The following is a 13,099-nucleotide window of genomic DNA, read 5'->3' as shown; positions in this document are numbered from 1 at the left end:
CCGACCTGGGCCGGTACGCTCCCCGCGTGACCGAGACCGGGTTCGCCGAGTCCAGGGACGGGACGATCGTCGGGTACGAGACGTCCGGGGCGGGCCCGCCGCTGGTCCTCGTGCACGGCGCGGCCGTCGACCGCCGCTGCTGGGCGCAGGTGCTCCCGAGGCTCGCCGAGCGGTTCACCGTCCACGCGATGGACCGCCGGGGCCGCGGCCTCAGCGCACGGGAGGGCGGCCCGTACGCCATCGAGCGCGAGGGCGAGGACATCGCTGCGGTCGCCGAGGCGGCCGGACGCGACGTGTTCCTGGTCGGCCACTCCTACGGGGCGCTGTGCTCCCTCCACGCGACCGCGGCGACGGACGCGATCGGGCGGCTCGTCCTGTACGAGCCGCCGATCACCACGCCGTGGCGGGACGTCGCCTCCCCCGAGACGCTGGCACGGCTGCGCGAGATCGCCGCCGAGCAGGACCACGACCGGCTCCTCGCGACGGTCTTCCGCGACCTGATGCGCCTGTCGCAGCGGCAGGTCGACGCGCTGCGCGGCGCCCGCCGGTTCTGGGCGGCCTGCCTGGACAACGCGCCGCCGCTCGTCCGGGAGAGCGAGAGCGTGCCGCGGATCGAGGACTGCGCCCGGTTCGCGGGGATCGGCGTGCCCGTGCGGCTGCTGGTCGGCGAGGCGAGCCCGCCGTACCAGCGGCCGACGGCGGACGCGCTGGCCCGGCTCCTCCCGGGCGCCGAGGTCGTCGAGCTGCCCGGGCAGGGGCACATGGCGATGGCGGACGACCCGGACATGTTCGCCAAGGCGCTGACGACCTTCGCGGACTGAGCCGAGTGAGCGGGGTGAGCCGAGTCAGCCGGGTGCGCGGTCAGCCCTTCGTCGCGCCGGCGGTCAGCCCGCCGATCAGCTGCCGCTCGGCGACGGAGTAGAACGCGATCGCAGGGACCATCGCCAGCACGATGTAGGCGATGACGAGCGCGTAGTTCGTCGCGTACTGCCCCTGGAACTGCTGGATGCCGACGGGGATCGTCTGCCATTTCTGGCCGCCCAGCACGAGCAGCGGCAGCAAGAAGTTGTTCCAGCTCGTCACGATGGCGAGGACGGACACGGTGCCGAGGGCGGGCCGCGCCATCGGCAGCAGGATCCGCCAGAAGAACCCGAACCGGCCACAGCCGTCGATGACGGCGGCCTCCTCCAGCTCGCCGGGGATCGTCCGGAAGAACGACCGCAGGATGATGAGCGTCATCGGCAGCGCGAACGCGGCCTGCGGGAGGATCACCCCGAGCGGGTTGTCGAGCAGCCCGAACGAGCGCAGCAGGACGAACAGCGGCAGCACCGCCACCGCGGGCGGGAACATCAGGCCCGCCGCGAACAGCGTGAAGAAGAACTCGCGGCCGCGGAAGGCGTAGCGGGCGAACGCGAACGCGGCCAGCGCGGCGGCGGCGACGGTGATCAGCGTGGTGGCCACGGCGATCAGCACGCTGTTGCTGATCTGCCGCCAGAACGTGTCCGACGACAGGATGCCGGTGTAGTTCGACACCTTCCACGGGTGCGGGAGCCCCGCCGGGTCGGTGGTGAGGTCGCCGGTGGTCTTGAACCCGGAGACGACGGCGTACAGCAGCGGGACGACGATGAAGGAGCCGAGCACCCACACCAGCGCGTGGCGGGACAGGCCCCGGACGGTGGCCGCCCTCATCGCAGCCCTCCCGCCGCGGTGACCGCGCCCTGCAGGTCGCGGCGCAGCGCGTAGCGCTGGTACACCAGGGAGAAGACCATGCTGATGAGGAACATCGCCACGCTGATCGCGCTGGCGTAGCCCATCTGGTAGCGCTTGAAGCCGAACTGGAACATGGTGACGGCCATCGTCTCCGTGGAGTTGGTCGGCCCGCCGGTCGTGGTCACCCACACCAGGTCGAACAGCTGGATCGAGCCGATGACGGACAGGAACACGCTGATCCGCAGGGTGGGCGCGAGCAGCGGCAGCGTGACGGCGCGGAACCGGCGCCACGGCCCGGCCCCGTCGATCGCGGCGGCCTCCAGGACCTCGGACGGGACGCCCTGCAGCCCGGCGAGGTAGATCATCATGTGGAAGCCGAAGTACTTCCAGGTCATGACGGCGAACAGGGTGGGCAGCGCGGTGCCGGGGTCGGAGAACCACTTGCCGGCGAGGCCACCGACCAGCGGCAGCCCGCCGACGAGCTCGTCGGCGAGGCCGCTGCCGGGCAGGAAGATGATGCCGAACAGCACGCCGGCGATCACCTCGGACAGGATGTACGGCGCGAAGAAGACCGCCCGGTACACCGCCCGGCCCCGCATCCGCTGGTTCAGCAGCACGGCGGTGCCGAGCGCGATCGGCAGCTGGACGGCCAACGACAACACGACGAGCAACAGCCCGCGCCACAGGTCGCCGCGGAAGACCGGGTCGCCGGCCAGCTTGCGGTAGTTGCCGAGGCCGACGAAGTCCTCGGGGCGCCCGAACCCGCCCCACTTGAAGAAGCTGGCGTAGAGGGCGACGGCGATCGGGATCAGGACGAACAGGAAGAACAGCAGCAGCGCCGGCAGCAGGAACCAGGTGGTGGACGCCCAGCCGCGCAGCCGCCGCCCGAGCGGCGCCCGGGACCCCCGCTCGCGCGGGGTCCGGGCGGTGCGCCGCCGGTCGCCGGTCGCGGCGGGCAGCGTCAGGGGTTCGGTCATTGGCTCTTGGCCACCTTGGTGACCTGCTGCGCGACCTGCTCGGGCGTGCCCTTGCCGCCGATGAGCGCGGCGACGCTGTCGTTGACCTGCTGCCCGACGGCGGGCGGGAACGCCTGGTCGAGGTAGAGCTGGAACCCGGTGGAGGTGCCGAGCGCCTCGGCGACCTGCTTGCGGTTGGCGTCGGTGAGCGTGTTCTCCGCGCCCTTCACGACCGGCATGAAGGCGCCGGAGGAGACGAGCTCCTGCTCGTTCTGGGCGTTGAGCATGAAGGCGAGGAAGTCGATGGCCTCCTTCGGCGCGTCCTTGCTGAGAGCGTGGCCGTTGCCGCCGCCGAACACGTCGGTGAGGGCGCCCTGCCCGCCGTCCACGGCCGGGAACGGGAACCAGCCCTCGTCGTCGCCGAGGCCCTTGCCGGAGGCGTCCTTCTCCACCGTCGGCGCCCACTGCCCCATCAGCTCCATGGTGGCCTTGCCGGCGCCAACGCTCGCGGCCTCCCCGCCGGGGGCGTCGAACCCGGCGTTCTGGAAGCCGGGCTGGAACGGCTGCAGGTCGACGAGTTCCTTGAGGTGCTGCCCGGCGCCGACGAACGCGGGGCCGGTGAAGTCGTTCGTCTTGGCGGCCTGCTGCATCGCGGGCATGCCGCCGATGCGCATCGCGAGGTAGGCCCAGTAGTACATGCCGGGCCACTTGTCCTTGCCGGCGAGCGCGATCGGCGTGATCCCCGCGGACTTGAGCTTGCGGACGTCGTCCAGGAACTCCGCCCACGTCTTCGGCGGAGCCTTGATGCCGGCCTTCTCGAAGTGCCGCTTGTTGTACCAGAACCCGACCATGCCCATGTCGTACGGGACGGCGTAGGTCTTCCCGTCGAACTGGTACGCCTTCAGCGACACCGGGGTGATGGTGTTCAGCAGCCCGGACGCGGACGTGGTGATGTCCTTGACCAGCCCGGCGTCGATCTGCTGCTTGAGCACGCCGCCGCCCCAGGTGACGAAGATGTCGGGCAGCTTCCCCGAGGCGGTGAGCGCCGTCATCTTCGACTTGAACGCCTCGTTCTCCAGGTTGGTCAGCTTGATCTTCACGTTCGGGTGCGCGGCCTCGTACGCCTTCGCGATCTTCGGATAGAGCGTCTTGGACGGCTCGGTGGTGGCGATGTCCATCCATTCGATCGTGACCTTGCCGTCCGAACCGGAGCCGCCGTCGCCGCAGGCGGCGAGCAGCGGCGCGGCGGTGACCGCGGCCGCCCCTGCGGAGACTGCGGTCAGGAACGAGCGGCGCGACAGGTGGGGGTTGCCCATGGTGGTCTCCTGGATGGGGTGGGCGACGGCCGGAGCGGAGGGCGATCCGCTCGAAACATTTCGAAACTCTTCGAGGCTCCGTTGCCGTGGAACTCTAAGAACGCTCCCCCTCAGGGTCAAGGCCTGGCGGCCAGTTGACCGCAAACAGCGCGCCCAACTCGGCGCCATGTCGGGCTAGGAGAGAGCGAAACATTGCGATACTGTTCGCAATCGTTTCCTCGGGGAGGAGAGAAGCGTGCCCGTGCGCACCACCGACGAGATGCCGGATCCGCCGTCCCGGCCGACCCTGGCCGTCATCGCCGCCGAGGCGGGGGTCTCCCCCGCCACGGTGTCCAAGGTCCTCAACGGCCGCACCGACGTGGCCGCGGCGACCCGCGAGCGGGTGGAGGCGCTGCTGCGCACCCACAACTACCCCGGCCCCGGCGGCGTCGCCCGGCGCGCCCGCCGGTCCGGGCTGATCGACCTGGTGCTCGCCGGGCTGGACAGCCCGTGGGCGGTGGAGATCCTGCGCGGCGTCGAGGCCGAGTGCGCCGAGCACGGCACCGGCGTCGTGGTCTCGCTCGTCCGCGACGACGACGCCCGCCCGCCGAGCTGGCAGAACCTCCCCGCGCTGCACCACAGCGACGGCGTGATCCTCGTGACGTCCCGGATGACGCACCGGCAGCGCGCCCAGCTGGAGAAGGCGGGCGTCGGCCTCGTCCTGGTCGACCCGGTGAACCTCCCGGACACCGACATCGCCAGCGTCGGCGCCACCAACTGGGCCGGCGGCCTCGCCGCCACCGAGCACCTCATCGGCCTCGGCCACCGCCGCATCGGGATGATCGGCGGGCCCGCCGACATGCTCTGCACGCAGGCCCGCGTGGACGGCTATCGGACCGCGCTGGAGCGCGCCGGGATCGAGGTCGACAAGGACCTCGTCCGGTACGGCGACTTCCACCACCGCGGCGGCTTCGCCCGCACCCGCGAGCTGCTGGAGCTGCCCGACCCGCCGACCGCGATCTTCGCCGGCAGCGACGAGCAGGCCATGGGCGCCTACCAGGCGGCCCGGCTCGCCGGCCTGCGCATCCCCGAGGACCTCAGCGTCGTCGGCTTCGACGACCTGCCGACCTGCGAGTGGCTGTCGCCGCCGCTGACCACCGTCCGGCAGCCGCTGGAGGAGATGGGCCGCGTCGCCGCCCGCACCCTGCTCCAGCTGCTGGACGGCCGCCCGCCGCTCACCCCGCGCGTGGAGCTGGCCACCGACCTGCGCGTGCGCGGGTCCACGGCCCCGCCGCCCCGCACCACGCCGCTCCCCACCCCGCCGCCCCGTACGGAGGAACGATGACCGAAGCCGTCCCGGCCGCGTGCGCGGCCCGCGAACCGTGGCGGGACCGCGCGCTGCCGGCCGCCGCGCGGGTCGCCGACCTGCTGGCCCGGATGACGCCGGAGGAGAAGGCGGGGCAGCTCGCCGGCTTCTGGGCGATGCCCGCCGAGCCCGGCGAGCCCGTCGCCCCGATGGAGGACGACTCGCACGAGGAAGCGCCGTCCCTGGACGAGGTGGTCGGCCACGGCCTCGGCCAGCTCACCCGCGTGTTCGGGACCGCGCCCGTCGCGGCGGCCGAGGGCGCGGCGCGGCTGCGCGACCTGCAGCGCCGCGTCGCCGCCGGCAACCGGTTCGGCATCGCCGCGATCGCGCACGAGGAGTGCCTCAACGGCTTCATGACGTGGGGCGCGACCATCTTCCCGAGCCCGCCCGCGTGGGGCGCCACGTTCGACGCCGGGCTGGTCGAGGAGATGGCCGCCGCGATCGGCTCGGGCCTGCGGGCGGCGGGCGTCCACCAGGGCCTCGCGCCGGTGCTGGACGTCGTCCGCGACCCCCGCTGGGGCCGGACGGAGGAGTGCGTCGGCGAGGACCCGTACCTCGTCGGCGTCCTCGGCACCGCCTACGCGCGGGGGCTGGAACGGTCCGGCGTCGTCGCGACGCTCAAGCACTTCGCGGGCTACTCCGCGTCCCGCGACGGCCGGAACATGGCGCCCGCGCCGATCGGGCCGCGCGAGTTCGCCGACATCGTCCTCGAACCGTTCGTCATGGCGCTGCGCGGGAGCGGCGCCCGGTCCGTCATGCACTCCTACACCGACGTGGACGGCATGCCCGCCGCCGCCGACGAGCGGCTGCTCACCGGCCTGCTCCGCGGCGAGCTCGGCTTCACCGGCGTCGTCGTCGCCGACTACTTCGGGATCTCGTTCCTGGAGAGCCGCCACCGCGTGGCCGGTTCGCGGGGCGAGGCCGCCGCCGCCGCGCTGCGCGCCGGCGTGGACATGGAGCTGCCGACCGTCCGCTGCTACGGCGCGCCGCTGATCGAGGAGGTCGCGCGCGGCGCCGTCCCCGAAGAGCTGCTCGACCGCGCCGCGGGACGCGTCCTGACGCTCAAGGCCGGCCTCGGCCTGCTGGACGGCCCGCCCTCCCCCGCCGAGACGGCGCCGGACCTCGACCCGCCCGCGCACCGGACGCTGGCCCGGCGCGTCGCCGAGGAATCGGTGGTGCTGCTGGCGAACGACGGTGTGCTGCCGCTGGCGTCCGGCGCGCGGGTCGCGCTGGTGGGTCCGCTGGCGGACGACCCGTTCGCGATGCTGGGCGCCTACACCTTCCCTGGTCACGTCGGCCGCGGGCACCCGGAGCTGCCGCTCGGCGTGGAGGTCCCGACGCTGGCGGAGGCGCTCCGCGATGAGGGCGCCGACCTGCGGGTCGCGGCCGGCGCGGACGTGCTGGTGCCCGACGACGCCGGCATCGCGGCCGCCGCCGCGGCCGCCCGGGACGCCGACGTGTGCGTCCTCGCGCTCGGCGACCGCGCCGGCATGTTCGGCCGCGGCACGTCCGGGGAGGGCAGCGACGCCCCGACCCTCGCCCTGCCGGGCCGGCAGGGCGACCTCGCCGCCGCCGTCCTTGACACCGGCACACCGACCGTCGTCGTGCTGTTCACCGGCCGCCCCTACGCGCTGGAGGGCCTCGCCGGCCGCGCCGCCGCGATCGTCCAGGCGTTCTTCCCCGGGCAGGAGGGCGGCCCCGCGGTCGCCGGGGTGCTGTCCGGGCGCGTCGAGCCGTCCGGGCGGCTGCCGCTCAGCGTGCCGCTCCGCGCGACCGGGCCGTCCGTGCCCTACCTGCGCTCGGCGATGGACGGCGCGCACGACTGGAGCACCGTCGACCCCGCGCCGCTGTACCCGTTCGGCCACGGCCTGACCTGGACCCGGTTCGAGTACGCCGACCTGCGGGCGGACGAGCGCGCCGGCACCGGCGGGACGGTCACGGTCAGCGCCGTCGTCCGCAACGCCGGCGACCGCGCGGGCACCGAGGTCGTGCAGCTGTACCTGTCGGACCCGGTCGCGTCGGTGGTGCGGCCGGAGCGCTGGCTCGCCGGGTTCGCGCGGGTCCGGCTGGAGCCGGGCGAGGCGGCCCGCGTCGCGTTCGAGGTGCACGCCGACCGGACCTCCTTCACCGGCCCGGACCTGCGCCGCATCGTCGAACCCGGGGTGATCGAGGCGGCCGTCGGGCGGTCCAGCGCCGACCTGCCGCTGCGCGGCTCGTTCACGCTGGAGGGTCCGGTCCGCGAGCCCGGCCCGGACCGCGTCCTGACCGTCCCGGTGGAGGTGACGCGGCTGTGAGGCGGTTCCGCAACCCCGTGCTGCCGGGCTGCCACCCCGACCCCTCGGTCTGCCGGGTGGGCGACGACTTCTACCTGGTGACGTCGACGTTCGAGTGGTTCCCCGGCCTTCCGGTGCACCACAGCCGCGATCTGGTGCACTGGCGGCCGATCGGCCACGCCCTCGACCGTCCGGAGCAGCTCCCGCTGGACGGCGTCCCCGCGTCGGGCGGGCTGTACGCACCGACGCTGCGGCACCACGACGGCACGTTCTACCTGGTCTGCACGCTGGTGGACGGGACGGAATGGTCGGGGCACTTCGTCATGACGGCCGATGACCCGTCCGGGCCGTGGTCGGACCCGGTGCGGCTGGAGGGCGACGGCATCGACCCGTCGCTGTTCTTCGACGACGACGGCCGCGCCTGGTGCACCGGCACCCGCCCGACTGGGCGGTACGAGGGGCACACGGAGATCTGGCTGCGCGAGTTCGACCCGAAGTCGCTGTCGCTCGTCGGCGACGAGCACGTGATCTGGGACGGGGCGCTGAAGGGCGCGATCTGGTCGGAGGGCTCCCACCTCTACGGCATCGGCGGACGGTACTACCTGCTGACCGCCGAGGGCGGCACCGCGATGGACCACGCGGTGGTGGTCGCGCGGGCCGACCGCGTCACCGGCCCCTACGAGGGGAACCCCCGCAACCCGGTGCTGACCCACCGCGACCTCGCCGCCGGTCATCCCATCGTCGGAACGGGGCACGCCGACCTGGTGGAGACGCCTGACGGCGAGTGGTGGATGGTCCTGCTCGCCATGCGCCCGCACCACGGGGACCGGTGCGCCCTCGGCCGGGAGACGTTCCTCGCACCGGTCACCTGGGAGGACGGCTGGCCGGTCACCGGCGGACGGGTCGAGGCGGAGTACCCTGTGCCGTCGCTGCCGGAGCATCCGTGGCCGGCCGTCCCGGCGTGCGACCAGTTCGACGGGCCGGAACTCGACCCGTCCTGGACCATGCTGCGGACGCCCCGCGAGCAGTGGTGGAGCCTGGCCGACCGTCCCGGGCACCTGCGGTTGCGCCTGCGTCCGGAATCGCTCGTCGACGTCGCCAACCCGTCCTTCCTTGGGCGGCGGCAGCGGGATCAGGAGTTCGCCGCCTTCACCGCCCTCGACTTCACGGCCGACGACGAGGAGGAGGCCGGGCTGGCGCTCGTGCAGAACGACCGCTTCCACGTCGTGCTGGCCGTGACGAGCGGCGGGCTGCGGCTGGCCAAGCGGGAGCAGGGCGTCACGACCGTCCTGGCCGAGGCCCCGGCCGTGTCCGGGGTCGTCGGGCTCGGGTTCGAGGCCCACGGACGCTGGTACCGGGCGTCCTACTCGACGCGTCCGGGGCACTGGACGCCCCTGGGCGACCCCATCGACGGCGACTTCCTGACCAGCCAGGTCGCGGGAGGTTTCACCGGCGTCCTCGCCGGCCTCTACGCCACGTCCAACGGCCGGCCCAGCACGAACCACGCCGACTTCGGCTGGTTCGAGTACGTCCCGCTCTAGAGGAGCAGCGCCGGGTCGGCGATCACCCGCTCGATCACCAGGCCGGCGGCGCCCAGGACGGCGGCGCCCTCGGCCAGCCCCGACACCTCGACCGGCGGGACGCCGCGGCGCAGCGACCCGGGCCCGGCGGCGAGCACGTCCTGGAGCGGCGGGCGGATCCACTCGGCGAGCGGCGAGAAGACGCCGCCGAGGACGATCGCGTCCGGGTCGATGAGGTTCACGACGGACGCGAGCGCGCCGCCGAGCGCGCGGCCCGCGCGGTCCACGGCGGCGAGCGCGGCGGCGTCGCCCGCGTTCAGCCGGTCGAGGAGCGCGTTCACCGAGCCGTCCGGGCCGGTGACCGTCCGGGCCTGCGGGATCCCGGCGGCGCGCAGCATCGCCTCCTGGCCGGCGACCTGCTCCAGGCAGCCGCGCCCGCCGCACGAGCAGGGCGGGCCGGACGGGTCGGCGACCAGGTGGCCGAGCTCGCCGGCGAAGCCGTGCGCGCCGCGGAAGACACGGCCGTCGACGACGATGCCGGCGCCGATCCCGATCTCGCCCGACACGTGCACGAAGTCGCCGAGCCGCGCGCCGCCGCCGAACCACAGCTCGCCGAGCGCGGCGAGATTCGCCTCGTTGTCGTACTCGGCGGGCAGCGGCGCGGCGCCGGCCGGCAGGGCGACGGGGACGTCCGTCCAGCCGAGGTTCGGGGCGTGCCGGACGACGCCGTGCTCGCGGTCGAGCAGGCCGGGCAGCGCGACGGCGGCGCCGGCGACCGCGAGGCCCTGGCCGGCGACCGCCGCGACGGCCTCGGCGGCGAGCGCCGACAGCGCGGCGAGGACGTCGGCGGGCGCGCGGCCGCGGTTGTCGGCGCTGACCACGTGCCGGTACCGGACCTGCTTGCCGAGGTCCAGGACGCAGGCGGCGAGGTAGTCGACGTTGACCTCCAGGCCGAGCCCGGCGGCGCCGTCCCCGGCGATCGAGACGCCGACGCCGGGCCGGCCCCGCTCCCCCTCGTGCACGGGCGCGCCGTCGCGGACGAGGCCCGCGCCCTCCAGCAGGCCGACGAGGTTGGAGACGGTGGTCTTGGTGAAGCCGGTCAGCTCGGCGAGCCGGGCCCGGGTGACGGGCTGGTGCCGGGCGACGTGCTCCAGCACGACGGCGAGGTTGCGCCCGCGCATCGTCGCGTGCCGGACGGGGGCGTTCCCGGACTTCGTCATGAACCCACCCTAATTCAATCCGGTGTCTGGGCAGGGCGGATGCCATCTGCTAGTTTCTTTAGTCCAAAGTCTTTACGAAAGAGGGCGCGGATGGCCGGTACCCTGGTGGTGGGCGTCGATTCGTCGACGCAGTCGACGAAGGTCGTGCTCTGCCGCGCCGAGGACGGCACCGTCGTCGGACAGGCGTCGGCGCCGCACCCGGACGGCACCGAATGCCATCCCCGGCACTGGTGGGACGCCCTGACGCAGGTCCGCGACCTGCTCGAACGCGCCGACGCGGTCGCCGTCGCCGCGCAGCAGCACGGGATGGTCGCGCTCGACGGCGCCGGCGAGGCCGTGCGGCCCGCGCTGCTGTGGAACGACACCCGCTCCGCGCCGCAGGCCCGCGCGCTCGTCGCCGAGCACGGCGGCCCGAAGGCGTGGGCGGAGCGCACCGGCAGCGTGCCGCTCGCCTCGTTCACCGTCGGCAAGCTGCGCTGGATGGCCGAGCACGAGCCGGACAACGCCCGCCGCACCGAGCGGGTGATGCTCCCGCACGACTGGCTGACGTGGCGGCTCGGCGCGAGCGAACCCGTCACCGACCGGGGCGACGCCTCCGGCACCGGCTACTGGTCCCCCGCCACCGGCTCCTACCTGCCCGAACTCCTGCGCGCCGCGCTCGGCCACGACGCCGAGCCGCCGCGCGTCGCCGCCCCCGGCGAGGCGGTCGGCGAGACGTCCTGGGGCGCGGCGCTCGGCCCCGGCACCGGCGACAACATGGGCGCCGCGCTCGGCCTCGGGCTGGAACCGGGCGACGTCGTGGTATCGATCGGCACGTCCGGGACGGCGTTCGCGGTCGCGGACTCGCCGGCCGCCGACCCGTCCGGCCTGGTCGCCGGGTTCGCCGACGCGACCGGGCGGTTCCTGCCCCTCGTCTGCACGCTGAACGCCGCCCGGATCCTGACGGCCGCCGCGTCCATGACCGGCGCGAGCCTGGACGAGCTGTCGGCGCTCGCGCTCGCCGCGGAACCGGGCGCGGGCGGGCTGACCCTGCTGCCCTACCTCGACGGCGAGCGCACCCCCGACCGTCCCGACGCGACCGGCGTGCTCGCCGGGCTGACCACGTCCAACGCCACCCGCGAGAACATCGCGCGGGCCGCCGTCGAGGCGCTGCTGTGCTCCCTCGCCGACGCCGTCGGCCACCTCGCCGCGCAGGGCGTGACGCCGCGCCGCACCCTGCTGATCGGCGGCGGCGCGCGCTCGGACGCCGTCCGCGCGCTGGCCCCCGCGATCCTGGGTACGCCGGTCACCGTGCCGGAGCCCGCCGAGTACGTCGCGCTCGGCGCCGCCCGCCAGGCGGCGTGGGCGCTGGCCGGGACGCCGGAACCGCCGCGCTGGCCCGCGCCGCCCGCCACCGAGCACACCACCGACCGTGCGGCGGACGCGGAGCGGATCCGCGCGCGCTACGCCGCCCTGCGCGACTCCGCTCCGCAGATCTGACAAGGAGACCCATGAGCGACTACACGCCCGTACCGGAGGACCGGTTCTCGTTCGGCATCTGGACGGTCGGCTGGCAGGGCGTCGACGTGTTCGGCCCCGGCACCCGCCCGCCGATGCCCGCCGAGCGCGCCGTCCGCAAGCTCGCCGAGATCGGCGCCTACGGCGTCAACTTCCACGACAACGACGTCTTCGACTTCGACGCCTCGCCCGCCGAGCGCCAGGAGCGGATCGACGCGTTCAGGAAGGCCCTGGACGAGACGGGCCTGGTCGTCACCACCGCGACCACCAACCTGTTCTCGCACCCGATCTTCAAGGACGGCGCGTTCACCGCCAACGACCGCGACGTCCGCCGGTTCGCGCTGCGCAAGGTCATGGACAACCTCGACCTCGCCGCCGAGCTGGGCGCCGAGACCTACGTGTGCTGGGGCGGCCGCGAGGGCGCCGAGTCGGGCGCCGCCAAGGACGTCCGCGCCGCCTTGGACCGTTACAAGGAGGCGTTCGACGTCCTCGGCGACTACGTCGCCGACCAGGGCTACGACCTGCGCTTCGCCATCGAGCCGAAGCCGAACGAGCCGCGCGGCGACATCCTGCTCCCCACGATCGGCCACGCCCTCGCGTTCATCCAGACCCTGGAGCGGTCCGAGAACGTCGGCCTCAACCCCGAGGTCGGGCACGAGGAGATGGCCGGCCTCAACTACGCGCACGGCCTCGCGCAGGCGCTGTGGCAGGGCAAGCTGTTCCACATCGACCTGAACGGCCAGCACGGCCCCCGCTACGACCAGGACCTCCGCTTCGGCGCGGGCAACGCGCGCGGCGCGTTCTGGGTCGTCGACCTCATCGAGAACAGCGACTACAGCGGCCCGGTCCACTTCGACTTCAAGCCGCCGCGCACCGAGGACGACGAGGGCGTCTGGGAGTCGGCGAAGGCCTGCATGCGCAACTGGCTGATCCTGCGCGAGAAGGCCCGCGCCTTCCGCGCCGACCCCGAGGTGCAGGACGCCCTGCGCGCCGCCAAGCTCGACGAGCTGGCCGTCCCCACCCTCGCCGACGGCGAGGACTGGCGCTCCGTCCGCGACGCGTCCCCCGACATCGAGGCCCTCGCCACCCGCGGCGCCGCCTTCGAGCGCCTCGACCAGCTCGCCCTCGAACACCTCTACGGCGTCCGCTGATCCACCGACGCCCCTCGCGGGCGAGCCCGCGGAGCGAGCGCCGGCGAGCGCAGCAGGCTCGCCCGGCGACGGACAGGGCGTTTCGCGCGGAGCGCCAGCGGAGCGTGAAAC

Annotated in this window: 10 protein-coding genes; 6 read left to right on the top strand and 4 right to left on the bottom strand. The window is 74.1% G+C overall.

Features of this window, described 5'->3' with window-relative positions; genetic code table 11:
* Positions 1-26: 26 nt before the first annotated feature.
* Positions 27-821 carry an alpha/beta hydrolase gene (locus tag AB0C78_RS45295; protein WP_360760922.1) on the top strand — a complete coding sequence of 265 codons (795 nt, stop codon included), beginning with the start codon at positions 27-29 and terminating at the stop codon, positions 819-821.
* Between the two features lie 40 nt (positions 822-861).
* Here AB0C78_RS45295 and AB0C78_RS45290 read toward each other — a convergent pair whose 3' ends face one another.
* From AB0C78_RS45290 to AB0C78_RS45280, 3 genes are read right to left on the bottom strand one after another with little or no spacing between them, the layout of a single operon-like run.
* A complete protein-coding gene (locus AB0C78_RS45290; protein ID WP_360760920.1) occupies positions 862-1,689 on the bottom strand; it encodes a carbohydrate ABC transporter permease in 828 nt (275 codons plus the stop codon).
* Positions 1,686-2,687, bottom strand: coding sequence for a sugar ABC transporter permease (locus tag AB0C78_RS45285; RefSeq protein ID WP_360760918.1), 1,002 nt, complete (start codon positions 2,685-2,687; stop codon positions 1,686-1,688). Before AB0C78_RS45285 ends, AB0C78_RS45290 begins: the two co-directional genes overlap by 4 nt.
* Entirely contained in the window at positions 2,684-3,982 is a 1,299-nt protein-coding gene (locus AB0C78_RS45280; RefSeq protein ID WP_360760916.1) for an extracellular solute-binding protein, read from the bottom strand. The genes AB0C78_RS45285 and AB0C78_RS45280 overlap by 4 nt, the downstream gene beginning before the upstream one ends.
* Before the next feature lie 259 nt (positions 3,983-4,241).
* On the opposite strand from AB0C78_RS45280, the gene AB0C78_RS45275 reads away from it, so the two are divergent.
* The 3 genes from AB0C78_RS45275 to AB0C78_RS45265 are packed head-to-tail and all read left to right on the top strand — an operon-like array spanning position 4,242 to position 9,141.
* Positions 4,242-5,306, top strand: a complete 1,065-nt coding sequence (locus tag AB0C78_RS45275; RefSeq protein ID WP_360760961.1) for a LacI family DNA-binding transcriptional regulator — start codon at positions 4,242-4,244, stop codon at positions 5,304-5,306.
* Complete coding sequence (locus AB0C78_RS45270; RefSeq protein WP_360760914.1) at positions 5,303-7,621, top strand: glycoside hydrolase family 3 N-terminal domain-containing protein; 2,319 nt, start codon at positions 5,303-5,305, stop codon at positions 7,619-7,621. Before AB0C78_RS45275 ends, AB0C78_RS45270 begins: the two co-directional genes overlap by 4 nt.
* A complete protein-coding gene (locus AB0C78_RS45265; RefSeq protein ID WP_360760912.1) occupies positions 7,618-9,141 on the top strand; it encodes a glycoside hydrolase family 43 protein in 1,524 nt (507 codons plus the stop codon). The genes AB0C78_RS45270 and AB0C78_RS45265 overlap by 4 nt, the downstream gene beginning before the upstream one ends.
* Here AB0C78_RS45265 and AB0C78_RS45260 read toward each other — a convergent pair.
* Positions 9,138-10,340, bottom strand: coding sequence for an ROK family transcriptional regulator (locus tag AB0C78_RS45260; protein ID WP_360760910.1), 1,203 nt, complete (start codon positions 10,338-10,340; stop codon positions 9,138-9,140). The two genes, AB0C78_RS45265 and AB0C78_RS45260, sit on opposite strands and share 4 nt — an antisense overlap.
* Positions 10,341-10,430: 90 nt before the next feature.
* Here AB0C78_RS45260 and xylB point away from each other — a divergent pair, with 90 nt between their 5' ends.
* Entirely contained in the window at positions 10,431-11,819 is a 1,389-nt protein-coding gene (gene xylB, locus AB0C78_RS45255) for a xylulokinase (protein ID WP_360760908.1), read from the top strand.
* A gap of 11 nt (positions 11,820-11,830) precedes the next feature.
* On the top strand, positions 11,831-12,988 hold the full coding sequence (gene xylA / locus AB0C78_RS45250; RefSeq protein WP_360760906.1) for a xylose isomerase: 1,158 nt from the start codon (positions 11,831-11,833) through the stop codon (positions 12,986-12,988).
* Positions 12,989-13,099: the final 111 nt, after the last annotated feature.

Source organism: Actinomadura sp. NPDC048394, assembly GCF_040651755.1.
Classification (GTDB): Bacteria; Actinomycetota; Actinomycetes; order Streptosporangiales; family Streptosporangiaceae; genus Spirillospora; species Spirillospora montaniterrae.
The sequence above is the reverse complement of the archived record's forward strand: the minus strand, read 5'-3'. Positions and strand labels throughout refer to the sequence as shown.

Coding starts and splice junctions, on each gene's coding strand:
- AB0C78_RS45290 (WP_360760920.1), bottom strand. CDS start 1,689: ATGAGGGCGGCCACCGTCCGGGGCCTGTCCCGCCACGCGCTGGTGTGG.
- AB0C78_RS45285 (WP_360760918.1), bottom strand. CDS start 2,687: ATGACCGAACCCCTGACGCTGCCCGCCGCGACCGGCGACCGGCGGCGC.
- AB0C78_RS45280 (WP_360760916.1), bottom strand. CDS start 3,982: ATGGGCAACCCCCACCTGTCGCGCCGCTCGTTCCTGACCGCAGTCTCC.
- AB0C78_RS45275 (WP_360760961.1), top strand. CDS start 4,242: ATGCCGGATCCGCCGTCCCGGCCGACCCTGGCCGTCATCGCCGCCGAG.
- AB0C78_RS45270 (WP_360760914.1), top strand. CDS start 5,303: ATGACCGAAGCCGTCCCGGCCGCGTGCGCGGCCCGCGAACCGTGGCGG.
- AB0C78_RS45260 (WP_360760910.1), bottom strand. CDS start 10,340: ATGACGAAGTCCGGGAACGCCCCCGTCCGGCACGCGACGATGCGCGGG.
- xylB (WP_360760908.1), top strand. CDS start 10,431: ATGGCCGGTACCCTGGTGGTGGGCGTCGATTCGTCGACGCAGTCGACG.
- xylA (WP_360760906.1), top strand. CDS start 11,831: ATGAGCGACTACACGCCCGTACCGGAGGACCGGTTCTCGTTCGGCATC.